This is a genomic window from Bradyrhizobium sp. McL0615 (assembly GCF_049993905.1).
GTDB lineage: Bacteria > Pseudomonadota > Alphaproteobacteria > Rhizobiales > Xanthobacteraceae > Bradyrhizobium.
The window spans coordinates 2,600,099-2,624,438 of the sequence record NZ_CP188254.1 but is presented as its reverse complement, the minus strand read 5'-3'; the positions used below and the strand labels follow the sequence as shown (position 1 = coordinate 2,624,438).

Below are 24,340 nucleotides of genomic sequence, written 5' to 3'. Positions count from 1 at the left end.
GGGTTTGACGGATCGCGCTTCAGTGGCTGATCATCCATGGGCGGGCGGTCGGAAACCCCTTGGCTCCGCTTCTGCTCTTGGTCATCAGCCTGGCCGGCTTCTTCTTTCCGGTCGAACAGCAGCCGCAGCCGGGGCCATGCGCGGCCTTGTATTCGGCTGATGTCTTCGGCGCGTGGGCGCTGCGCTCGTTGGTAGCCATGGCTTTGCGCTTGTCCGACGGCATGCAGAAGAACGCCGGCGCGGTCAGGATCACGCGCGGCGATTCAGTCTCGCAGCGCGGGCAGTCCTGCGGATCGTCGCATTCGGCCATCGGCCGCATGTCCGTGAACGGGCCGCAATCGTTGCAGAGATATTCGTAGACGGGCATCTGGTTTCCTCGCGCGATTTGTCTTCGTAGTCAGGCAGCGGATGCGAGGCGGCCGGCACGCAGGCCGTCCCGCATCCTTCTCGCGCAAGAATCACTTGTCCGGCGAGATCGGCATCTGGATATCGCCCGTGATGTGTTTGATGGGACCTGCCGACGACGGCATGATGTCGAAGTCGAAAATCTCCGTCGGCAGCCACAGCGTGGCGCAGGCGTTGGGCACGTCGACCACGCCCGAGATGTGGCCCTGGCACGGCGCGGTACCGAGGATCGAATAGGCCTGCGCGCCGGAATAGCCGAACTTCTTCAGGTATTCGATCGCGTTCAAACAGGCCTGGCGATAGGCGATGTGAACGTCGAGGTAATGTTGCTTGCCGGCCTCGTCGACCGAGATGCCTTCGAAGATCAGATAGTCCTTGTAGTTCGGCGTGATCGGCGACGGCTTGAACACGGGATTCTTGATGCCGTATTTGGCGACGCCATCCTTGATGATATCGACCTTCAGGTGCAGCCAGCCGGCCATTTCGATCGCGCCGCAGAAGGTGATCTCGCCGTCGCCCTGGCTGAAATGCAGATCGCCCATCGAGAGACCGCCGCCCGGCACATAGACCGGGAAGAAGATCTTCGAGCCGCGCGACAGATCCTTGATGTCGCAATTGCCGCCATGCTCGCGCGGCGGCACGGTGCGCGCGCCCTCTGCGCCGACCTTGGCCTTGGCTTCACCCTTGGCGCGGCCGGCGTGGGCAGTCGCGGCGAACGGCGGATTGGCAAGGCCCGGGACACGCGTCGGGTTGGTCGCGATCAGCGCCGTCTCGCGCTCGTTCCAGGTCGCGAGCAGTTTCGGATCGGGCAGACAGCCGATCAGGCCGGGATGGATCAGGCCGGCAAAATTCACACCGGGAATGTGGCGCGACGACGTGTAGAGACCCTTGATGTCCCAGATCGATTTCTGCGCCAGCGGGAAGTGGTCGGTCAGGAAGCCGCCGCCATTTTGTTTGGAGAAGAAGCCGTTAAAACCCCACAGGCTTTCCTTCAGCGGACCGACGTCGAGCAAGTCGACCACCAGCAAGTCGCCGGGCTCGGCGCCCTTGACGCCGATCGGGCCGGACAGGAAGTGCACGATCGACAGATCGATGTCGCGCACGTCATCGGCGGAATCGTTGTTCTTGATGAAGCCGCCGGTCCAGTCATAGGTCTCGATGATGAAATCGTCGCCCGGGTTGACCCACGAAACCATCGGAATGTCGGGATGCCACCGATTGTGGATCATGTCGTTGTCGTAGGCCGACTTCGAAAGATCGACCTTGATCAGTGTCTCTGGCATCGATAGCTCCCCTTTTTAGAACAGCAGTTACGAGTTTACACGGACAGGAATTTCGAAACTTGCGCGGCATCGACGCTGTCGCGCGGGTCGTCGCGGACGATCTCGCCGTTCTCGATGACGAGCACGCGGTCGGCGATATCGAGCGCGAAGCTCAACACCTGCTCGGAGACGACGATCGACAGGCCGCGCTCGTCGCGAATGCGTTTCAGCGTGCGCGCCATCTCCTTGATGATCGACGGCTGGATGCCCTCGGTCGGCTCGTCCAGCAGCAGCACCTTCGGCTTGGTGGCGAGCGCGCGTGCGATCGCCAGTTGCTGCTGCTGACCGCCGGAAAGATTGCCACCGCGGCGGTTCTTCATTTCCAGCAACACCGGAAACAGCTCGTAAATGTCTTCGGGCACTTCCGAACCGCCGGAGACGACCAGGCCGGTCTCGATGTTTTCCTTTACCGTCATGGTGGAGAAAATCATGCGGCCCTGCGGTACATAGGCGAGACCCTTGGCGACACGATCGTAGCTCGGCAGCGCGCTAAGCTCAGCGCCCTCCATGCTGACCGAGCCGCTCTTGGTGGGCACGATGCCCATCAGCGACTTCATCAGCGTGGTCTTGCCCATGCCGTTGCGGCCCATGATCGCGACGATCTCGTTGGGCGCCACCGACACGTTGAGGCCGTGCAGCACCTCGCTCTGGCCGTAAGCGACGTGGAGATCCGAAATTGCCAGCATGCCCCTGCTCCTTAGTGCCCCAGATACACTTCAATGACCTTCGGATCGTTCTTCACCTTGTCCATCGTGCCTTCCGACAGGATCTGGCCCTGATGCAGCACCGTGACCTTGTGGGCGATGTCCTCGACGAATTTCATGTCGTGCTCGATGACCAGCACCGAGCGATCCTTGATGATGCGGTTGAGGAGTTCGGCGGTCTTGGAGCGCTCGCTCACGCTCATGCCGGCCACCGGCTCGTCGAGCATCAGCAAATCCGGGTCCTGGATCAGCAACATGCCGATCTCGAGCCATTGCTTCTGCCCGTGGCTGAGCAGGGCTGCGCTCATGTCGAGGCGGTCTTTCAGAAAGATCATTTCCGCGACTTCATGGACGCGGTCGCGCACGACGGCGTCGCGCGTGAACGTCAGCGCGCCGAACACGGTGCGCCCGCGCGGAAACGAAATTTCCAGATTCTCGAACACGGTGAGATCGTCGTAGATCGACGGCGTCTGGAACTTGCGCCCCACCCCGGCCTTGACGATCTGGTTCTCCTTCAGCTTCGTCAGCTCCTTGCCGCGAAACGCGATCGAGCCTGACGTGGCCTTGGTCTTTCCGCAGATCAGATCGAGCACCGTGGTCTTGCCGGCGCCGTTGGGACCGATGATGACGCGGATCTCGTTCTCCTCGACATAGAAGGAGAGATCGTTCACTGCCTTAAACCCGTCAAAGGACACCGTGAGGCCCTCGACCGCGAGCAGGAAAGGTTTGGGTTGGTGACCAATCAGCATGATGTCCCCCTCACTCTGCCGGCGCGCCGTCGGCGACGGAGCTGTCGGTCCAGCCGGCGCCGGACTTCGGCTTGCGCGAAGCGATCAGCCGGTCGATCCGCGGCTGCACATGATCCCCCCAGATACCGGCGAGGCCGTTCGGAAAAGCCAGCACCACGGCGATGAACAGTCCGCCGAGGCCGAACAGCCAGAGTTCGGGGAATGATTCCGAAAGGCTGGTCTTGGCGAAGTTGACGAGCATGGTTCCGTAGACGGCGCCCAGGATCGAGAGCCGACCGCCGACCGCGGTATAGATCACCATCTCGATCGACGGCACGATGCCGACAAAGGACGGCGACATGAATCCGACCTGCAGCGCGAACATGGCGCCGCCGATGGCGGCAAAGATGGCGCCGACGCAGAAGGCGAAGATCTTGAAGTTGGCGACGCTGTAGCCGGAGAAGCGGACCCGGTCCTCCTGGTCGCGCATCGCGACCAGGATGCGGCCGAGCTTCGAATGCCTGATGAACTGGGCGATGAAGATGCAGACGAACAGCAGGCCTACCTCGAAGAAGTAGAGCACGATCTTGGCCTGGTCGGGACGGATGTCCCAGCCCTTCAGCGTACGGAGATCGGTCATGCCGTTGATGCCGCCGGTATAGCCCTGTTGACCCACGATCAGGATGGTCAGGATCGCCGCGACCGCCTGCGTGATGATGGCGAAATAGGTGCCGCCGACGCGGCGCTTGAACATCGCCGCACCGATGATCAGGGCAAAGATGCCGGGCACCAGAATGACCGCGGCGATGGTGAAGGTGAGGCTGTGGAACGGCTTCCAGAACAACGGCAGCGAGGTGATCTGATTCCAGTCCATGAAATCGGGAATCCCGGGGGTCGACTGGATCTTGGTGTTCTCAACGCTCGATGCCTCGAGCTTGAGAAACATCGCCATGCAGTAGCCGCCGAGACCGAAGAACACGCCCTGCCCCAGGCTCAGGATGCCGCCATAGCCCCAGCAGATCACCAGCCCCAACGCCACGAAGGCATAGGTGAGATATTTCGCGACGAGGTTGAGCCTGAAGACATCGAGACAGAGCGGCAGGATCACCACCAGGAAGACGGCGAGCACCAGGATCCCGATCAGCTCCGATCGATTGGTAAAGCGATTGTCGGTCATGCCTTCAGCCCTCTTCTTGTTATTTGCGGACCTTGAGGGCGAACAGACCCTGCGGCCGCAGCATGAGAATTCCGACAACCGCTAGCAGCGTCAGGACCTTTGCCATCGATCCCGACATGAAGAATTCGAGCGTCGATTGTGTCTGCGAGATCGAGAAGGCCGATGCGATGGTGCCGAGCAGGCTCGCGGCGCCGCCGAATACGACCACCAGGAAGGTATCGACGATGTAGAGCTGGCCTGACGTCGGCCCGGTCGAGCCGATCATGGTGAAGGCGCTGCCGGCGACGCCGGCGATGCCGCAGCCGAGCGCGAAGGTATAACGATCGACTTTGGCGGTGTTGATGCCGACGGCGCCGGCCATGATGCGGTTCTGCACGACGGCCCGGACCTGGCGGCCCCAGCGCGATTTGTACATGACATAGGCGACCACGATGGTGATCAGCACGGTCAGGCCCATCACGAAGACGCCGTTGATCGGCACCTCGATCGAGTCAGTGACCTTCAGCGATCCCAGCATCCACTGCGGCAGCTCGACGCCGACTTCACGCGCACCGAAGATCGAGCGATAGGCCTGCTGCAGCATCAGGCTGAGGCCCCAGGTGGCGAGCAGCGTGTCGAGCGGCCGTTTGTAGAGGTGACGTATCAGTACCCATTCCACCAGCATGCCGAGCGCGCCGGAGGCCAGGAATGCCAGCAGCATCGCGAGGAAAAAATAGCCGCTGAACAGGCTCGGCAGATAGCTCTGGAACACGTTCGACGTCATCCAAGTGACGTAGGCACCGAGGATCATGAACTCGCCGTGCGCCATGTTGATGACGCCCATCTGGCCGAAGATGATCGCAAGACCGAGCGCCATCAGCACGTAGACGGAAAACAGGATCAGGCCCGCAAAACCCTGCATGACGAAGATGGAGCCCAGATCGCCAATCGAATATTCGCCGAACATCTGACTTTCTCCGTCGAGGGGATAAGGTCCCCGCGTCGCGAACGGATTCGCGACGCGGGGTCGTGAGCGCGGATTGACGGTCCACGCCAGGGAGCGGTTGCTCGGGAGAGATTGCGGGAAGTGCCGCAGCCTTTACTGGTAGCCCTTCGGGAACGGATCGGGCTCGACCAGGTCGGCGGTCTCGAAGATCAGCTCGAACTGGCCATCAAGCTTGGCCTTGCCGACGCGGGTCTTCGACCAGAGGTGATGATTTTCATGGATGCGCACGTAGCCTTCGGGCGCGCCCTTGAATTCGATACCGGGCGAGGCGGCTGCGATCTTGTCGATGTCGAAGCTGCCCGCCTTCTCGACCGTCAATTTCCACAGCCACGGGCCGAGATAGGCGGCCTGCGTCACGTCGCCGATCACGGTCTTCTCGCCCCACATCTTCTTGAAGGCGGCGACGAACGCCTTGTTGTTGGCGTTGTCGAGCGACTGGAAGTACTTCATGCAGGCATAGGCGCCCGCGATGTTCTCGCCGCCGATGCCGTCGATTTCGTCTTCGGTCACCGAGATCGTCAGCAGCGCCTGCTTCGACAGGTCGACGCCGGCCGCCTTGAGCTGCTTGTAGAAGGCAACGTTCGAACCACCGACCACGTCGGTGAAAATCACGTCGGGCTTGGTCAGCTTGATCTTGTTGATCACCGAATTGAACTGGGTAGACCCGAGCGCGTAATATTCCTCGCCGACGACCTTGCCCTTCAGCACGTTCTCGACGTGCTTGCGCGCGATCTTGTTCGAGGTGCGCGGCCAGATGTAATCCGAACCGATGAAGAAGAACGATTTGGCGCCCTTCTCCTTGGCGATCCAGTTTAGCCCAGCGAGAATCTGCTGGGTGGCTTCCTGGCCGGTGTAGATGACGTTCTTGGACTGCTCGAGACCTTCATAGAAGGTCGGGTAGTAGAGCATGCCGTTGTACTGCTCCATGACCGGCAGCACCGCTTTGCGCGATGCCGAGGTCCAGCAGCCCATGATCGCCGCGACCTTGTCGTTGACGAGAAGCTTCTTGGCCTTTTCCGCAAAGGTAGGCCAGTCGCTGGCGCCGTCTTCCTGGATGAACTTGATCTTGCGTCCGAGCACGCCGCCGGCGGCGTTGATCTGCTCGATGGCGAGCTTCTCGGCCTGGATCGAACCGGTTTCCGAGATCGCCATCGTGCCGGTGGCCGAGTGCAGGATGCCGACCGTGACTTCCGTATCGGTGACCGCCAGCCCCGTGGTGTTGACCGTAGCGGTGGCAGGACCGGCTCCGAATGAGGGCCGGGGAAGCATCGAAATGAGCGGGAGGGCCGCCGCGCCCATCAGCAGTTTGCGGCGAAGCGGCGACTGCAGGCCCTTGTTTGGTTCGTCTGACATGAGCACCCCATTTTTGTTCGAGAACGCTTATTGGTCAGGCGAGGATGACCCGGATTTGTGCACTGCACAGATACGTGGGATTGCGTATATTGCACCGCAAAATAGCGACGTAGATTTTTGGTACGGGGCTTGCTGGCTACGCAGGGGTCAGCTGAAACGGGCAGGAGCATCGCAGTGGCAGGGCGGCAGCGGATCGACCGCGTCAGACGCCAATATAATCAATGGGTTGCGAACCAAACCCTGGAAGATTATGCGCTGCGCTTCACCGCCAAGAGCGCCCGGCGGTGGTCGGCCGCCCGCGTCGCCAATACGGCCCTTGGCGCCATCTCTTTTCTGGCGCTGGAGGCGATCGGCGGCACGATTACGCTGAATTACGGCGCAACCAACGCCACCGCCGCCATTCTGGTCGTCAGCGTCATCATCTTCCTTTGCGGCCTGCCGATTGCCTACCATGCCGCTAAATGCGGCATCGATATCGACCTGCTGACCCGCGGCGCCGGCTTTGGATACATCGGCTCGACCATCACCTCGCTGATCTACGCCTCGTTCACCTTCATCTTCTTCGCGCTCGAAGCGGTCATCATGGCGGCCGCGCTGGAGATGTGCTTCGGCATCCCGCGCCCGATCGGCTATCTCATCAGCGCCGTCGTCATCATTCCCCTGGTGACCTACGGCATCACCTTGATCAGCCGCTTCCAACTATGGACGCAGCCGCTCTGGGTCGTGCTCCACATCCTTCCCTTCGTGGCGATCGCCTGGGCCAACCCGCATTCGTTCACTGAATGGCGAAAATTCGCCGGCGAACATGGCGACGCGAGCGGCCATCTCGATCTGCTGCTGTTCGGCACCGCCGCCTCAGTGGTGTTTTCGCTGGTGGCGCAGATCGGCGAACAGGTCGACTTCCTGCGGTTTCTGCCGCGCGACCGCCGCACCTCGCGAACCTCGTGGTGGATCGCCCTGCTCAGCGCCGGCCCCGGCTGGATCATTTTCGGAGCGCTCAAACTGCTCGTCGGTTCCTTCCTCGCCTATTTCGCGCTCAGCCACGGCGTCACCAACGAACAGGCGGCCGATCCCGCGCACATGTATCTCGAAGCATTCCGCTACGTTCTTTCGCAGCCTGATCTGGCGCTGGCGCTGACCGGCACCTTCGTCATTCTCTCGCAGGTCAAGATCAACGTCACCAACGCCTATGCCGGCTCGATCGCTTGGTCGAACTTCTTCTCGCGGCTGACGCACAGCCATCCCGGCCGCGTGGTCTGGCTGGTGTTCAACGTCATGGTGGCGCTGCTGCTGATGGAAATCGGCGTCTACAAGGCGCTGGAGCAGACGCTGGCGCTCTACTCCAACGTCGCGATTGCGTGGGTCGGCGCGCTGGTCGCCGATCTCGTCATCAACAAGCCGCTCGGCTTGCGGCCACAGCACATCGAGTTCAAGCGCGCACATCTCTATGACATCAATCCGGTCGGCGTCGGCGCCATGACGATCGCGACCATCGTCTCGATCTCGGCGTTCTACGGCCTGTTCGGACCGACAGCGAAGGCGCTCTCGGCCTTCGTCGCGCTGGCGGTTGCCTTCATCACCGCGCCGCTGATCGCATGGGCGACCGACGGAAAATATTACATCGCGCGCAAACCCAAACGTAGCTGGCAGAACCTCGAAGCGATCCAGTGCTGTATCTGCGAGCACTCGTTCGAGCCCGAGGACATGGCCTCCTGCCCCGCCTATGCCGGCCCGATCTGTTCGCTGTGCTGTTCGCTCGACGCGCGCTGCCACGATCTGTGCAAGCCGCATGCGCGGATCGGCGCGCAGGTGTCGGAGACGCTGGGCAAGATGTTGCCGGCGCCGGTCTACGCCCGGATCAATTCGCAGTTCGGGCATTATGTCGGGGTGTTCGCAGTATCCGCCGGCCTCGTCGGGCTGATACTCGGGCTGATCTATCTGCAAACGTCGGCGACGGTGGCGGTGGACAATCTGCTGCTGTCCGACGTGCTGTGGAAGGTGTTCTTCGCACTTACCATCATCATCGGCGTGGTGGCGTGGCTGTTCGTGCTGGCGCAACAGAGCCGCCGCGCGGCGGAGGCGGAAACGCGACGGCAGACCACGCTTTTGATCCAGGAAATCGATGCGCACAAGCGCACCGACGCCGAGCTGCAACGCGCCAAGGAAGTGGCTGAGTCCGCCAACCTCGCCAAGAGCCGCTATGTGGTCGGGCTCAGCCATGAACTGCGTTCGCCGCTGAACGCTATCTCCGGCTATGCGCAATTGCTCGAGCAGGATTCCGGCCTTGCCACCAAGCCGCGCGACCAGGTGCGCGTGGTCCGGCGCAGCGCCGACCATCTGTCCGGGCTGATCGACGGCATTCTGGATATTTCCAAGATCGAGGCCGGCCGGCTCTATCTCTCGCGCGACGAGGTGCGCCTGAGCGAATTCCTCGACCAGCTCGTCGGGATGTTTCGTGTTCAGGCCGTCGCCAAGGGCATTGACTTCGTTTTCAAGCGGCCTGCGGTACTGCCCGTCGTCGTCTATGCCGACGAAAAGCGGCTGCGCCAGGTTCTGATCAACCTGCTATCGAATGCGCTGAAATTCACACAAACCGGCAGCGTGCAGTTCGTCGTGCACTACCGCAGCCCGGTCGCGGAGTTCGAGGTTATCGATACCGGCCCCGGAATCCAGGCAAGCGATCTCGAACGCATCTTCGCGCCGTTCGAGCGCGGCGCACTCGGCGTGTCGCAGCCGCAGACCGGCACCGGTCTCGGGCTGACCATCAGCCGGCTGCTCGCCGGCGTGATGGGCGGCGATATCAGGGTGACGAGCCAGGTCGGCACCGGCAGCATTTTCCGCGTCAAGATCCTGCTGTCTGAGGTCACCAATCCGACAAGGATCGCGCCGGTGGAGGCGCCGATCTTCGGCTATCACGGCCCGCGCAAAACGATCCTGATTACCGATGACGATCCGACCCACCGCGACCTCTTGCGCGAGGTGCTGGCGCCGCTCGGTTTTATTCTTCTGAGCGCGCCCGACGGACCCGGCTGCCTGGCGCTGGCGCAGCACTGCCGGCCCGATCTGTTCCTGCTGGATATCTCGATGGCGGGGATGGATGGCTGGACGGTGGCTGAAACGTTGCGCGCCAGCGGCCATCATCAGGCCCGCATCCTGATGGTGTCGGCGAGCGCACTTGAGGCGCATGGCGCGCCGCTGGCGCAGCCGTTTCACGACGGCTATCTGATGAAGCCGATCGATATTCCCAAGCTGGTGGAGACGATCCGGCAATTGCTCAAGATCGAATGGCAGTACGAGGCCGAGCCAATACCCCAGCCGCGCTGGAAACCGGAAACGGGATCGCGGCCACCGGTGAAATATGTCGAGGAACTGATCGGCCTCGGGCAACTCGGTTATATCAGAGCGATCCAGGTCAAGCTCGACGAGATCGGGAGCGATTATCCTGAACATACCGACTTCGTGTCGCAAATGCGTACCTTGATCGATCGCTTCGATCTCGATCAGTACATGGCGACCCTGAAAACACTGCACAGCTATGATCACTGAATCCAAAAAGCGCGACGTCGCACTCATCGTCGATGATTCGCCGGAGACGCTGCGGCTGCTCACCGACGCGCTCGACGGCGCCGGCATGACGGTCATGGTCGCGCTGGATGGCGCGGCGGCGATGCGGATCGTCGACCAGATCACGCCCGACATCGTCCTGCTCGACGCCGTCATGCCCGGGTTGGACGGCTTTGAAACCTGCAAGCGACTGAAGCGCGACGCCGGCCTCGAACACGTTCCCATCATCTTCATGACCGGGCTGGCCGAAACCGAGCATATCGTGCGCGGCCTGGAGGCCGGCGGCGTCGACTACGTCACCAAGCCGATTGCGGTGGAGGAGATGCTGGCACGCATCCGCGTCCACCTCGCCAATGCGCGGCTGACCCAGAGCGCGCGCGCCGCCCTCGACGTTTCCGGCCGCTACCTGCTCGCCGTCAACAGCGTTGGCAAGATCATGTGGGCGACGCCCCAAGCGCAGAAATTGCTGTCGGATGCGCTTAGCCCGGATAGCGACGACGCTGTCGTGCTGCCCGACCCGATCCCGCTATGGCTGGACCAGGCCCGCAAGGGCAAGGCCGGATCGAAAGCCGCGATCATGACCGCGCTTCCCGGCAACGAACAGCTCCGGCTGCAATATATGGGCAGGCTGGGCAGCAACGAATTCCTGCTGCGGCTTGCAAAGGATTCCGGCACCGAGACGCCGGCGGAATTCTCCAGCGAGCTTGGCCTGACGACGCGCGAGGGCGAAGTGCTGTCGTGGCTGTCGAAGGGCAAGACCAACCGCGACATCGCCCAAATTCTGGGCTTGAGCCCGCGCACCGTCGACAAGCACCTCGAGCAGATCTACTCAAAACTCGGCGTCGAAAACCGCACCGCAGCGGCTGCGATCGCGGTGGACGCGAAGCATCGAAAATCCTGACGCAACATTTCTTCCTCCGACATGTCAGCTCAAAAGACGCGACAATGCCGGGCCGACATCGGATTGGCGTGGTGGATCGGCTCCGGCGCGCCCGCATGTGAAGGCCGCGCAAGTCGACGCAAACGACAACGCACGACCAAGCTCGTCGGAGTTCAGTTGCGCCAGCGTGCTGCACTTGATCCTGCCGATCGCGCGTACAGCGAACAACAGGGCGGCTTGAAAGCTGTCGCCTGCCCCGATGGTATCCACCACACTTGTTGCGGGCGCCTCGACCTTCACCAGCCCCGCTTTGCTGTGCCAGGCCTGGGCGCCATGGACCCCACTCGTAACGACGACCAGACTTGCACCGGCCTCGATCAGCGACCTCGCTTTTTCATCGTAGTCGTTCCCACCGTAGAGAAATTCAAAATCGACATCCGACATCCGAACGATGTCTGCCGCCGCGGCAAATGCATTCATCTGATCGACGTAGCGCGCCTTGTCCCCCACCAAATTGGGCCGGCAATTCGGATCGAAGGAGATCGTGGTCGAGCCGCCTGCGTCTTCAATCATCGCCAGCGCCTGGGCCGCCCCCTTGTCGTTGGCAAGCGTGGTCGATCCGACATGAACCGCTTCGATCTCGCCGAAAGGGATGGAGCCACGCTGGTAGGTCCAGTTTCGGGACGCCGTTGCCTCGTCATAGAACGCATAGTGCGGCTCGCCGCCCACGTGGCGCACAAACGCGAGCGTCGTCTGATGCGCGCTGCGCGTCACATATCGAAGGTCGACCTGCGAGGCCGACGCGTGATCGGCAATCATGCGGCCGAAGAGATCGCTCGAGACGCCGCCCACAAACCCTGCCGGCGCGCCGAGACGCGCCATGCCGACAGCGATGTTGAGACAAGAACCCCCGACAACCGGCACGGTCGCGTCGCGTCCATCCACGGACTTGACCGGCAGAAAATCGACCAGGGCATCTCCACAGCTCAGCAGCATGGCTCTAGTTCTTCGTATCAAGTCCGGCGACCGATGCGATCCCCTGCATCGCATCACGGCTGTCTCGCTCGAATTTTCGCATCATCCCGTGAACTCGCCGCTTTGTCCGGTGGAAATCGGTCAATCCCGGCGGTGTCAGCTCGCTCAGCCGGCCGATCGCCGACATTGAGGCCATCGCCTCACCGATTGACCTGCAAGACTTCGCCGCAACCGCGCCCAGCATGGCAGCGCCGAGCAGGACGGGCTCCTGCGTTTCCGGGACCGCAACGGTCAGGCCGGTCGTATCCGCCATGATCTGGCGAACCAGCGGACTTCGTCCCGCGCCGCCGCTGATCACCATCATATCACTGTCCACGCCGTGCGATCGAAAAGCTTCGACGACATCGGCAAGACCATAGGCAAGCCCGCACAGCCCGGCCACGAACAGTCGCTCCATCGAGCCGATGTCGACGTCGAGATCCATGCCTGCAACCACCGCGCGGGAATAGGGATCGGCGAAGGGTGACCGGTTGCCGAGAAATTCGGGCAGAACGTGGATGTCGCGGGCCAGCAACGCCGCCTCACCCAGGCTTGAGGCGCGTGAGACGATGCGCCGTTCGAGAAATTCGAGAACTTCCATGCCGGCGGAACGCGCAGTTGCGACGGCCTCGTTATAGGCGGGATGGGACCTGATGAGGTGATCGATGGCCGCACCGGCGGCGGACTGTCCGCCTTCGTTGAGCCAGAACCCCGGCACCATTCCCGAATAGTAAGGGCCCCAGACGCCCGGGACGAAACAAGGCTTTGGCGTTGTCGCCATGATGCAGGCCGAGGTTCCCATGATGTAGGCAAGACGACGGCGCACATCGACCTCTTCACCCGACTTCCCGCGCCCGCCGATCGTGCCCACGCCTCCGGCGTGGGCGTCAATCAGCGACGCGGCGACCGGCGTGCCCTCGAGGAGGCCGAAATCATCTGCCGCGGATTTCGTCAGACCTGCACCCAGCGGCGTGCCGGACGCGACGATCTCCGTTCCGATTTTCGCATATTGGTCGGCGACCAGGTCGCCAAGACCAACGCGCTCGAAATAGCTGCGGCTCCAGCACCGATCGTGGGCGAGATAGTTCCATTTGCAGACCACCGTGCAGATCGATCGCGCCGTCGATCCGGTGGCACGGAACGAAAGATAGTCGGCAAGGTCAAAGAAATGACCCGCCGACCGGTAGGTCGACGGCAGGTGCCGCTTCAGCCAGAGCAGTTTGGGAATTTCCATTTCCGGCGAGATCGAGCCGCCGACATAGCGCAGCACCTCGTCCTGTGTCTCGTTCACCTCGCGCGCTTCGTTCATCGCGCGATGATCCATCCAGACGATGACGTTCCGTCGCTCGTCGCCGGAACTGCTCACCGTCAGCGGCTGGCCGCCGGCGTCAAGCACCACGAGCGAGCAGGTCGCATCAAAACCGAGACCCTTGACCGCGGAAGGCGGAATGGCTGCCTCCCGCATCGCGGCGCGAACCGAGGCGGCGCATGCTGACCAGATCTCGGACGACGACTGTTCGACGACACCGCCCGCTTCGTGCCACACCGTGATCGGATGCCGGGCGGTCGCCAGCAAAGCTCCGTTCTCGTCAAACACGCCGGCGCGCGCGCTCGACGTTCCAACGTCGATGCCGATGAAGGCCTGCCGCATCGCAACCCCGCTTCAGTTCAACGCCAGCTCACCAGCACGTATAACCCCCATCGACGAGGACGATACTTCCAGTCATCAGGCTGGCGGCGTCAGACGCCAGAAACAGAACGACCGATGCGATCTCATCGACCTCCCCCATCCGCGCCATCGGCGTACCGCCGATCCAGGCATCGTACATCCGCGGGTTGCTTTTGACGAATGCGTTGAGCGGGGTTGTGACATACGTGGGCGCCACCGCGTTGACCCGGACGCCACGGGCGCCCCATTCGGCCGCGAGCGATTTGGTGAGATGGTGCACCGCGGCCTTCGAGGCGTTGTAGTAACACTGCTCCTGCGGTTTGTTGACGATGAAGCCGGACATCGACCCGATGTTCACAATGGAACCGGATTTGGCGTTTAGCATATGCTTGCCGAAGGCCCGGCAGCACCAGAAGGTGCCGTTGAGATTGACGTCGACGACATTGAGCCAATGTTCGTCCGCCACCTTCTCGGCCGGTGTCTCGCTCCGCGCAATGCCGGCATTGTTGACCAGGATATTGATGCCGCCGTGGCGGGACGCCAGATCGTCGGCGACCTCGTCAACACGGCGTGAGTCCGTCACATCCATGATGATGATCTCGGCATCCAGGCCCTTCGCTTTCAGGCTGGCACGACCGGCCGCGGCAAGTTGGGGGTCGCGGTCCGCGATCAGCACCTTTGCGCCCGCCTCGGCCAGCGCTTCCGCACAGGCAAGCCCGATTCCCTGGCCGGCGCCCGTCACCAGGGCCGTCTTTCGGTCAAGCTTGAATTTTTCCAGATACATCGTCTTGTTCTTCCTGTTTGCCTATCGCGGCGCCGCGCGCCGACCGCTCATGTCATGTCCTGATCACCGCGCCGTCCTTGTCGAAGCGGTGCAGCCGGACTGGGTCCGGCGAAAGCCATACGCGGTCGCCGGCCTTCAACTTGAATTCTCCGATGCAGCGCGCCGTCAGCAGGCCGAGCCTGCCCCCGTCGACATAGAGGAAGGTGTCGCTGCCCAGATGCTCGGCGACCGACACGGTACCGAGCCAACCTTCTCCTTCCCTGCCGATCCTCAGGTGCTCGGGCCTAATGCCGAGCGTGGCGACGTCGGGCTCGCCTGCCGCCTCGCCGGATACAAAATTCATCTTTGGCGATCCGATGAAACCGGCGACGAACAGGTTTGCCGGATGTTCGTACAACTCGAGTGGCGAGCCGTATTGTTCAATATGGCCGGCGTTCAGCACCACGATCTTGTCGGCCATCGTCATGGCCTCGACCTGGTCATGGGTGACGTAGATGGCGGTGGTCGCAAGCTGCTTCTGCAGTTTTGTCACCTCCAGACGCATCTGGACCCGCAGCGCCGCATCGAGATTCGACAACGGCTCGTCGAACAGAAACGCCTTGGGCTCGCGCACGATCGCGCGCCCGATCGCGACGCGCTGGCGCTGTCCGCCGGATAGCTCGCGCGGCTTGCGGTCCAGGTAGGGGGTGAGGTTCAGTGTGGCGGCAGCAGCCTCCACCTTGCGGTCGATATCCGGGCGCGGCAGGCCCGCCATCTTCAGGCCGAACGCGATGTTGCCGCGGACACTCATATGCGGATAGAGCGCATAGGATTGGAACACCATCGACAGGCCGCGCTTGGCCGGCGGCACATCCACCACGTTCTTGCCGTCGATCAGGATCTGCCCGCCGGTGACGTCCTCAAGCCCGGCGATCAGGCGCAACAGCGTCGTCTTCCCGCAGCCGGAAGGCCCGACGAACACCACGAAGGAGCCGTCCTCGATATCCAGATTGGCATCCTTGATGATGTTGACCGGCCCGAAAGATTTCCGGACTCCCTGCAGCGTGATCTGGCCCATGATCTCTGTTCCCCTGCTATTTGACCGCGCCGAAGGTCAGCCCGCGGACAAGCTGCCGCTGCGTGAACCATCCGAGGATGATGATCGGCGCAATGGCGAGCGTTGAGGCGGCCGACAGTTTTGCCCAGAACAGGCCTTCAGGACTCGAATAGGATGCGATGAACGTTGTGAGCGGTGCTGCCTCCAGCGTCGAAAGATTCAGCGTCCAGAACGCCTCGTTCCACGCCAGGATGAAATTAAGCAGCAGCGTCGAGGCGAGGCCGGGCACAGCCATCGGCGTCAGTACATAGACGAGTTCGCGCCCGATGGTCGCCCCATCCATCCGCGCCGCTTCGAGAATGTCTTTCGGGATTTCCTTGAAGTAAGTGAAGAGCATCCAGATCACGATCGGCAGATTGCCGAGACAAAGAATCATCACGAGACCGGCGCGCGTATCGAGCAGCCCAAAATCGCGAAAGATCAGATAGATCGGAACCAGCACGCCGACCGACGGCATCATCTTGGTCGAGAGCATCCAGAGCAGAACGTCCTTGGTGCGCTTGGTCGGCGCGAACGCCATCGACCAGGCTGCCGGAATCGCAATGATCATCGCAATCAGCGTCGAGCCGCCGGCAATGATGATCGAATTGAGCGCATGATGCACGTAATCGCTGCGCTCCTGCACTGTCGCATAGTTCTCAGTGGTCCAGTGAAACAACAGGAATTTCGGCGGCATCGAGAACGCCTCGAGCTCGGTCTTGAAGCTCGTCAGCACCATCCACAGGATGGGCAGGAAAATCAGGAATCCGAACAGCCACACGGCCGCAGTCGACACCCATACGCGTCTCGCCGTTACCTTGCGTGCCATCGCCTACGTCTCCAGATTCCGCCCGACGATCCGCACCAGGAAGAAGGCCACGATATTGGCGATCACGACCGCGACCAGTCCACCAGCCGAGGCGTTGCCGACGTCGTACTGGACCAGCGCCTGCTGGTAGATCAGGAATGCGATATTGGTGGTCGCAAGGCCGGGGCCGCCGCCGGTCGTGACAAAGATCTCGGCGAACACGGTCAGCAGGAATATTGTTTCGATCAGGATGACGACGGTGATCGGCCGCGCGAGATGCGGCAAGGTGAGATAGATGAAGGTAGAAAGCGCGCTCGCCCCGTCCATCTCGGCCGCTTCCTTCTGCTCTTCGTCCTGCGACTGGAGCGCCGTCAGCAGGATGAGGGTGGCAAACGGCAGCCATTGCCAGGCCACGATCAGGATCACCGCAAACAAAGGCACATCGTTGAACCAGTCGATCGGCGTTGCGCCCACCAGCGTCGCGACCCAGGCGAACAGCCCGGAAACCGGATGCATCAAGAGGTTCTTCCAGATCAGCGCGCTCACGGTCGGCATCACGAAGAACGGTGCGATCACCATCAAGCGGACGATGCTGCGCCCGACCACCTGCTGATCGAGCAGCAGCGCCAGCGGCGTGCCGAGCAGGATGGTGATGGCGAGCACTGAACCAACCAGCACCAGCGTGTTCCGCAGGGCGGTCAGAAAAGCGGGGTCGGTGAGAAAGTATCGAAAATTCTCCAGCCCCACGAAACTCCAGTTTTCGGAGTCGAGCAGGCTGTAGTGCAGCGTCGAAAAATAGATCGTCATCGCCAGCGGGACGATCATCCAGATGAACAGCAATGCGACGGCCGGCGTCAGCAGAGCCCTACCGAGGACCTGGGTTTGCTGCGTCGCCATCGCCGCCTCCTGCTATCTCTTGAAGGGAGATGTGGCTGCCGTCCGTGCTCCGGCCGGTCGGCAGCCAAGATTGGCGTGGCGCGCTATTTGATATAGCCGGCGCGCTTCATTTCGCGTTCGGTGGCGCTTTGCGCGGCGGCGAGCGCTGCGTCCACCGTCGATGAACCAGCCAACGCCGCCGAGAACTGCTGGCCGACACTGGTGCCGATACCCTGGAACTCCGGAATCGCTGCGTACTGCACGCCGACATACGGCACCGGCTGCACGCTCGGCTTGTTCGGATCGGCGGCGTCGATCGATGCCAGCGTCAGCTTGGCGAACGGCGCGACCTTCAGATATTCCGGATTCTGGTAGAGCGATGTGCGGGTGCCGGGCGGCACGTTGGCCCATCCCTCCTTTGAAGCGACGAGCTTGGTGTAATCCTTGCTGGTCGCCCAGGCGATGAACTTTTCGGCGGCGGCAGTTTTCTTCGAACCGGCGGGGATCGCAAGATTCCATGCCCACAGCCAGTTGGCGTTCTTGCCAAGCCCCGCATTCGGCGCGAGCGCAAAGCCGACCTTGTCGGCCACCTGGGAATCCTTGGGATTGGTGACAAAGGACGCCGCCACCGTGGCGTCGATCCACATCGCGCATTTGCCGGAATTGAACAGCGCGAGGTTTTCATTGAAGCCGTTCGAGCTGGCGCCGGGAGGACCGGCGGCCTTCATCAGATCGACATAGGTCGAGAGCGTCTTCTTCCACTCCGGCTTGTCGAATTGCGGCTGCCATTTCTCGTCGAACCAGCGCGCGCCGAACGAGTTCGCCATCGCGGTCAGGAGCGCCATGTTCTCGCCCCAGCCCGCCTTGCCCCTTAGGCAGATGCCGTAGACGCCGCCGGATTTGTCGGTGAGCTTGTTCGCAGCATCGATCACGAAATCCCAGCTCGGGTTTTCCGGCATGGTCAGGCCGGCCTTCTGGAACAGGTCGGTGCGGTACATGACCATCGAACTCTCGCCGTAGAACGGCGCGGCGTACAGCTTGCCCGATACCGAGACGGCGTCGCGGATCTTGGGGAGCAGGTCCGCGGCGTCGTAGTCGGATCCGAGATTGTCGAGCGGAATGAGCCAGTTCTTTTTGGCCCAGATCGGCACTTCATAGGTGCCGATGGTCAGCACGTCGAACTGTCCGCCCTTGGTCGCGATGTCGGTGGTGACGCGCTGGCGCAGCACGTTCTCTTCGAGGGTCACCCATTTGACGGTGATGTCAGGGTTTTTGGCGGTGAATTCGTTGGTCAGCGCCTGCATCCGGATCATGTCGCCGTTGTTCACGGTGGCGATGGTCAGGGTTGTCTGTGCGACGGAAGGGGCTGCACCTAACAAGGTAGCCGCGCCCAGGAGGGCGCCGAGGACGTGTTTCACGATAACCTCCCTTAGTGACGTTGAGCATATGCCCACGCCTTGCAATTATGTTCACACCGACTCCAGAGGTTGTCAAGGATCGGAATTGCTCTGTGCACCGACGCGCAGACGGGAAGACACGGTTCGACGGCGCGCAGACCGGATTGATCGGTGGGAACCCGCGCGCGCGAAGAAGCTGAAAGCCCGTTCAGTTGGCTACGACTTGAGGATGGCGCCCGCGGTCGCCTCGTCGGTGATCAGCCCGTTGAGGAGCCGCCCCTTGAGCGCCGCCCTGATGGCCGAAACCTTGGCACGGCCGACCGCCGCTCCGATGGTCAGGGCCTCGGCAGGCACCTGCGGTGGAATGCTGGTGAGGCGAAGGTTTGTCCCGCCCTTGATGAGGTGCCCCTCCTCGTCGAATGCCCAGCCGGTCAGTTCGCCAACGGCGCCCAGCCGCATCATCTCCAGCAGCTCTTCGCGCGAGACGAACCCGTCAACATGGACTTGCGCCTGCCGATCCATCTGCCCGACCCCGACAAGCCGCAGATCGGCTTTGGCGGCGACCGCTCTCACCCGGGCGATCGGATCTATCTTGAGCATCTGGTCGCGCTCGCGCTCGGACGACATCAGAAACGGCAGCGGCATCGGATAGTGGCGCGCCTTGGTCCGGTCGGCGAGACGGCCGACGGTGTCGAAGAAGCTGGCCGAGCCGTCGGCCGAAATGTTTCCGACCAGCGACACGATCTGGTGGTTCGGACAGTCGATCGGAGACACGCGCTCGACGGCAGCCCGCACTGCTCTTCCGGTGCCAAGCGCCACGATCGTCGGCTTCCCGGTACGCAACGTCGATTCCAGGATATTGCCGGCGCGCTCGGCGATTCCAGCGGCCGACAACGGCGCGGCAGGATCGGTCGGGACGACTTCGCAATATGCCAGATGAAACAAGTCCTTAAGCCGCGCGGCTAACTCCATGCATGCAGCGATCGGATGCTCGAGACGAAAGGTAATCAGGCGCTCGGCGAGACAGAGTGAAACCAGGCGCTGGGCCGATGCGCGCGATACTTTCAGCATCCTGGCGATTTCGTCCTGGGTGTGACCGGCAATGAAATAAAGCCAGCCGGCCCGTGCGGCTTCGTCCAGACGCGAATTCTCGTTATCGGATGCCGCCATCAGTCTCCTTGCCGGTCGGTTCGCCAGAAATCCGCCATTCGTCCGAACACGCGATCGGCCCCCGCTTCGCGCAGAATGGCCTTGCCATCACGCGATTGATAGTGGCTGCCACCAACAAATCCCCAAACGGTCATGCCGGCCGCCTTGCCCGCCTTGACGCCGCTAACGCTGTCCTCGATCACGAGGGCACGGCGTGGATCCACCTGCATCCTTTCCGCTGCGTGGAGGAAGAGGTCAGGTGCCGGTTTGCCGCGCTCCACCATTTGTGAGGTATAGAGACGCGTGCCGAAATACGGTGCGAGGCCGGTCAAAGAGAGCGAGAACGACACCCGATCGACATCGCTGGACGAGGCCACACAATGCGGGATTTGCAAGTCCTGCAGTACCGAGTTCACCCCTTCGATCGGGCAAAGCGACGAGAGAAACACCGCTCGAACCCCTGCCCTCAGCTCGGCCGAAAATTGCTCGGGGATCGGGCGTCCCAACGCTTCGTAGTGCTGGAAGACCGCCGTCACGCTTCGTCCAAGGAACAGATCAAGAGCCTGATCGACGTCAAGGCTGATGCCGTATCCCGCCAAGGTGTCGGACAGACAGCGACAGCTCAGCACCTCGCTATCGACCAACACGCCGTCGCAATCGAAAATGATGAGATCGGGTCTGACCATCACAAGTTTTCCCGGTCCAAACAGAGCATATACTCAGAGAATGGGCAATAACCCTCCTCAGCCCGCACGGCACGCGCTTCGCGCTTGTCGCGGTTCGACCAACCCTCGACCGGAAGCTCACCGGGCTTGTCCCACGAAAAACGCAGGTTTCACGGATGCAGAGTCCAGTTGGGTGAGACGCTGGTGTGGCTGGGGCGGGAGGGATCGAACCTCCGAATGGCGGAATCAAAATCCGCTGCCTTACCGCTTGGCTACGCCCCAACAGGCTGAACCGGAACGCGCGGACGATGCGCCCTGCCCGAACCGGTTCGGACAACGCCCGGTCTATAGAGGGTGTCAGGCCATTTCAACAGGCTGGACCACCCAATTTCGTCCGAAATCAGCTCCCGGAAGCGTGACCCTTTATAATAGGACCGCCTACGCGAAAGCTCCCGGCCGGTTTCACGCCCCCGGCGCGGCCCGATACCGCCGATCGGAGAGTTGAGACAACCCCGGTTTCGTGGGAATACGGCAGCCCAGTTCCCGTCAACGCGAGATTATCGTCATGACTTACCGCGCGCCGATCTCCGACATCCTGCTCGCGCTCAACCATGGCGCGGGCCTGCAGGCGGCCGTGAAGGCCGGCCATTACGGCGACTTCGACGGCGACATCACCGCGGCCGTGCTGGAGGAAGCCGGAAAATTCGCCGGCGACGTGCTGGCGCCGCTGAACAAAGTGGGCGACGAACACGGCATCAAGCTTGGGGACAACAAGGTGACGACCGCGCCCGGCTGGCCCGACGCCTATCAGCGCTGGATCGCCGCCGGGTGGAACGCGGTGTCAGGCCCGGAAGCCTTTGGCGGCCAGGGCCTGCCGATGGCGATCAACGCGGCCTGCACCGAAATCTGGAGCGCGTCGAACATCGCCTTCGGCCTCTGCCCGCTCTTGACGCTCTCCGCCATCGAGGCGCTCGACGCCCATGGCAGCGAGGAACTGAAGAAGATCTACCTGGAAAAACTCGTCTCCGGCGAATGGACCGGCACCATGCAGCTCACCGAGCCGCAGGCCGGCTCCGACGTCGGCGCGCTGCGCACCCGCGCCGAGCGGGCTGATGACGGCAGCTATCGCGTCAAGGGCACGAAAATCTTCATCACCTATGGCGACCACGACATGACCGATAATATCGTGCATTTCGTGCTGGCCCGCCTGCCCGACGCGCCCGCAGGCACCAAGGGGATTTCGCTCTTTCTCATTCCGAAATTCATGGTCAATGCCGACGGCTCGCTCGGCGCACGCAACGACATCTATCCGTCCGGCGTCGAGCATAAGCTCGGCATGCACGCCTCCCCCACCTGCACCATGACGATGGGCGATCACGGCGGCGCCATCGGCTACCTGATCGGCGAGGAAAATCGCGGCATGCTCTGCATGTTCACGATGATGAACCAGGCCCGCCTAGGCGTCGGCCTCGAAGGCGTCGGCATCGCCGACCGCGCCTATCAGCAGGCGCTGGCCTTTGCACAGGAACGCAAGCAAGGCCGCGCCGTCGGCAAGAAGGGCGACGGGCTCGACCCCATCATCGTGCATCCCGACGTCAAGCGCATGCTGCTGCAAATGCGCAGCATGACGGCCGCCGCGCGCTCGATCTGCTACGCCACCGCCGTCGCGCTCGACGTCTCCGTGCGCGCCAAGGACGCCAAGGTGCGCAGCGATGCGGCCGCGCGCGGCGCGCTGCTGACGCCGATTGCCAAGGCCTTCTCTACCGATATCGGCAACGAGGTAAGCTATCTCGGCGTGCAGGTTCACGGCGGCATGGGCTTCATCGAGGAGACCGGCGCCGCGCAGCATTACCGCGACGCGCGCATCACCACGATCTATGAAGGCACCAACGGCATCCAGTCGATCGACCTCGTGACGCGAAAACTCGCGGCGAACGGCGGCGCCTCGGTCTGGGCCCTGCTCGATGAACTGGGCGGCATCGTCAAGCAGGTCGAAGCTTCGAACGATCCAGCGTTCGGCACCACGGGTACAAAACTGCGCGACGCGCTCGGCTCGCTGGAGCGCGCCAGCAAATGGCTGCTGGAGCGCGTCGCATCTGCGCCGAACGACGCGCTCGCCGGCGCCACGCCATACCTGCGCCTGTTCGGCTCGACTCTCGGCGGCTGCATGCTGGCCGGCGAGGCGCTGGCCGCCAAGAGCAATGGCGATGTCGGCGATCCGCAACGCTACGTGACAGTGGCGCGCTTCTTTGCCGAGAACATCACCGTGCAGGCGGGATCGCTGGAGAAGACGGTGACCGACAGCGCGGAAGCCGTGAACGGCGCGGATGCGGTGTTGCTGGGGTAACGAGTCTCGTGCTGTCCTGACCTACACGTTCTGAATCCAACGCGCATGTGACGCGCCACACGCCACCGCAGGAGCCACCGTCCCAATGTTTGATTTCGATCGCGTAATTGACCGCCGCGGCACGCACGCGTCGAAGTGGGACATGATGGCCAAGCTTTCAGGGATCACCGCAGCGGACGGAATCCCGATGTGGGTCGCCGACATGGATTTTGCGGCACCTCCCGGCGTGACGGAAGCACTAACCGCCGACGTGACCCGTGCCGTCCATGGCTATTATGCCGACACCGGCAGTTGGGCGATCTCGCTTGCCGAATGGATGAAGCGCCGGCACGGCCTGTCGATCGATCCGGCCTGGGTAAGCCCAACACCGGGCGTCGTTTCGGGATTGGGCCTCATTCTTCAAGCCGTCACCGAGCCCGGTGATGAGGTCGTGGTGTTTCCACCGGCCTATCACGCTTTCCGGAAGATCATTCTCGCCAACGAGCGACGCATCCTCGACGCGCAATTGTCTTTGCGTCAGGGCCGCTACACGATGGACCTCGATGCGCTCGCCGCGAAACTCACGCCACGCACAAAAATCGTGTTTTTCTGCAGCCCGCACAATCCGGGCGGGACCGTCTGGTCGGCCGAGGAGATCCGCGCGCTCGCCCGCTTCTGCGCCGAACGCAATTTGATTCTGGTTTCCGACGAAATCCACTGCGACCTGCTTCTGGGTGGCGCCAGGCATACGCCGACCCTGTCGGCCGCTCCCGAAATCGCGGATCGCCTGATCACCTGCGTCGCCGCCACAAAGACCTTCAATCTTGCCGGCGCCCATGTCGGCGCATGCTTCACGTCGAATCCGGTGCTGAAAGCGAAGCTCGATGCGCGGATCGCAGCGAGCGGACTCGCCTCCTACAACGCCTTCGGCATGGTCGCCACCGAGGCGGCGTGGCGAACCGGCGATCGCTGGCTCGATGCGCTGCTGCCATATCTCACCGGCAGCCGCGATATCTTCGACAACAGGATCGCGCGCGCAGCGCCGGGCGCTCGCTCGATGCGGCTCGATGCAACCTATCTGGCCTGGGTGGATTTTTCCGGCACCGGATTGCCGGCCAGTGACGTCGCTGCGAGGGTCAAGGACCGGGCGCGCATTTTCGTTAGCCCCGGTGAGCAATTCGGGCCAGGCGGCGAAACCTGGCTGCGCTTCAACATTGCCACGCCGCGTCCGATTCTCGAGGAGGCGCTCGATCGCCTCGATGAGGCTTTTAGAGAACTCCGAACGTAAATTCCGGTCGCGGTATTGGCGACTGCGCACCGCCGCTCTGGAATCCTGGATCACCCACTCCAGTGCGCGATTGCGCACGAGGCGGGTGATGACACTGCGTCCGTCACAGAATGGCACAGCAAGTTCCATGCTGCAGCGCGTGGCATTGAGGCAACACCTTTGAAAAAATGG

Annotated in this window: 20 protein-coding genes and 1 tRNA gene; 4 read left to right on the top strand and 17 right to left on the bottom strand. The window is 62.4% G+C overall.

Annotation, left to right across the window (positions count from 1 at the left end; translation table 11 throughout):
• Positions 1–19 precede the first annotated feature (19 nt).
• From ACPPVP_RS12610 to urtA, 7 genes are all read right to left on the bottom strand, one after another.
• Entirely contained in the window at positions 20–367 is a 348-nt protein-coding gene (locus ACPPVP_RS12610; RefSeq protein WP_426534599.1) for an FmdB family zinc ribbon protein, read from the bottom strand.
• Positions 368–458: 91 nt separating this feature from the next.
• Entirely contained in the window at positions 459–1,688 is a 1,230-nt protein-coding gene (fmdA, locus tag ACPPVP_RS12605; protein ID WP_426534597.1) for a formamidase, read from the bottom strand.
• 35 nt (positions 1,689–1,723) lie between these two features.
• Positions 1,724–2,413 (bottom strand): urea ABC transporter ATP-binding subunit UrtE, encoded by a 690-nt coding sequence (urtE, locus tag ACPPVP_RS12600; protein WP_426534595.1) that lies wholly within the window; start codon positions 2,411–2,413, stop codon positions 1,724–1,726.
• An 11-nt stretch (positions 2,414–2,424) separates the two neighbouring features.
• Complete coding sequence (gene urtD, locus ACPPVP_RS12595) at positions 2,425–3,180, bottom strand: urea ABC transporter ATP-binding protein UrtD (RefSeq protein ID WP_426534593.1); 756 nt, start codon at positions 3,178–3,180, stop codon at positions 2,425–2,427.
• 10 nt (positions 3,181–3,190) lie between these two features.
• Entirely contained in the window at positions 3,191–4,336 is a 1,146-nt protein-coding gene (gene urtC / locus ACPPVP_RS12590) for an urea ABC transporter permease subunit UrtC (RefSeq protein ID WP_426534591.1), read from the bottom strand.
• A 19-nt stretch (positions 4,337–4,355) separates the two neighbouring features.
• Positions 4,356–5,282, bottom strand: coding sequence for an urea ABC transporter permease subunit UrtB (urtB, locus tag ACPPVP_RS12585; RefSeq protein ID WP_426534589.1), 927 nt, complete (start codon positions 5,280–5,282; stop codon positions 4,356–4,358).
• 132 nt (positions 5,283–5,414) lie between these two features.
• Positions 5,415–6,674, bottom strand: a complete 1,260-nt coding sequence (gene urtA, locus ACPPVP_RS12580) for an urea ABC transporter substrate-binding protein (RefSeq protein WP_426534587.1) — start codon at positions 6,672–6,674, stop codon at positions 5,415–5,417.
• A 174-nt stretch (positions 6,675–6,848) separates the two neighbouring features.
• Between urtA and ACPPVP_RS12575 the strand changes: the two genes are divergently transcribed.
• Both ACPPVP_RS12575 and ACPPVP_RS12570 read left to right on the top strand, forming a co-directional pair.
• Positions 6,849–10,220, top strand: coding sequence for a hybrid sensor histidine kinase/response regulator (locus tag ACPPVP_RS12575; protein WP_426534585.1), 3,372 nt, complete (start codon positions 6,849–6,851; stop codon positions 10,218–10,220).
• Positions 10,210–11,139, top strand: coding sequence for a response regulator (locus ACPPVP_RS12570; RefSeq protein ID WP_426534583.1), 930 nt, complete (start codon positions 10,210–10,212; stop codon positions 11,137–11,139). The genes ACPPVP_RS12575 and ACPPVP_RS12570 overlap by 11 nt, the downstream gene beginning before the upstream one ends.
• Positions 11,140–11,163: 24 nt before the next feature.
• Here ACPPVP_RS12570 and ACPPVP_RS12565 read toward each other — a convergent pair whose 3' ends face one another.
• The 10 genes from ACPPVP_RS12565 to ACPPVP_RS12520 form a co-directional block, all read right to left on the bottom strand.
• The gene (locus tag ACPPVP_RS12565; RefSeq protein WP_426534581.1) at positions 11,164–12,114 is read right to left on the bottom strand and encodes a carbohydrate kinase family protein; all 951 of its coding nucleotides are present in this window, start codon (positions 12,112–12,114) and stop codon (positions 11,164–11,166) included.
• Between the two features lie 4 nt (positions 12,115–12,118).
• On the bottom strand, positions 12,119–13,783 hold the full coding sequence (locus tag ACPPVP_RS12560) for an FGGY-family carbohydrate kinase (RefSeq protein ID WP_426534579.1): 1,665 nt from the start codon (positions 13,781–13,783) through the stop codon (positions 12,119–12,121).
• Between the two features lie 28 nt (positions 13,784–13,811).
• A complete protein-coding gene (locus tag ACPPVP_RS12555; protein WP_426534577.1) occupies positions 13,812–14,585 on the bottom strand; it encodes an SDR family NAD(P)-dependent oxidoreductase in 774 nt (257 codons plus the stop codon).
• 52 nt (positions 14,586–14,637) lie between these two features.
• Entirely contained in the window at positions 14,638–15,642 is a 1,005-nt protein-coding gene (locus ACPPVP_RS12550; protein ID WP_426534575.1) for an ABC transporter ATP-binding protein, read from the bottom strand.
• Between the two features lie 16 nt (positions 15,643–15,658).
• Positions 15,659–16,489: a carbohydrate ABC transporter permease gene (locus tag ACPPVP_RS12545; protein ID WP_426534573.1), complete on the bottom strand. Its 831-nt coding sequence runs from the start codon at positions 16,487–16,489 to the stop codon at positions 15,659–15,661.
• A 3-nt stretch (positions 16,490–16,492) separates the two neighbouring features.
• A complete protein-coding gene (locus ACPPVP_RS12540) occupies positions 16,493–17,365 on the bottom strand; it encodes a carbohydrate ABC transporter permease (RefSeq protein ID WP_426534571.1) in 873 nt (290 codons plus the stop codon).
• Between the two features lie 83 nt (positions 17,366–17,448).
• A complete protein-coding gene (locus ACPPVP_RS12535; protein ID WP_426534569.1) occupies positions 17,449–18,762 on the bottom strand; it encodes an ABC transporter substrate-binding protein in 1,314 nt (437 codons plus the stop codon).
• Between the two features lie 195 nt (positions 18,763–18,957).
• A complete protein-coding gene (locus ACPPVP_RS12530; RefSeq protein WP_426534567.1) occupies positions 18,958–19,911 on the bottom strand; it encodes a sugar-binding transcriptional regulator in 954 nt (317 codons plus the stop codon).
• Positions 19,911–20,576 (bottom strand): HAD family hydrolase, encoded by a 666-nt coding sequence (locus ACPPVP_RS12525; RefSeq protein ID WP_426534565.1) that lies wholly within the window; start codon positions 20,574–20,576, stop codon positions 19,911–19,913. The genes ACPPVP_RS12530 and ACPPVP_RS12525 overlap by 1 nt, the downstream gene beginning before the upstream one ends.
• 186 nt (positions 20,577–20,762) lie before the next feature.
• Positions 20,763–20,837: transfer RNA gene (locus ACPPVP_RS12520), tRNA-Gln, on the bottom strand.
• A gap of 283 nt (positions 20,838–21,120) precedes the next feature.
• Between ACPPVP_RS12520 and ACPPVP_RS12515 the strand changes: the two genes are divergently transcribed.
• Both ACPPVP_RS12515 and ACPPVP_RS12510 read left to right on the top strand, forming a co-directional pair.
• The gene (locus ACPPVP_RS12515) at positions 21,121–22,902 is read left to right on the top strand and encodes an acyl-CoA dehydrogenase (protein WP_426534563.1); all 1,782 of its coding nucleotides are present in this window, start codon (positions 21,121–21,123) and stop codon (positions 22,900–22,902) included.
• A gap of 85 nt (positions 22,903–22,987) precedes the next feature.
• Entirely contained in the window at positions 22,988–24,169 is a 1,182-nt protein-coding gene (locus ACPPVP_RS12510; protein ID WP_426534561.1) for a MalY/PatB family protein, read from the top strand.
• The last annotated feature ends 171 nt before the right edge of the window (positions 24,170–24,340 follow it).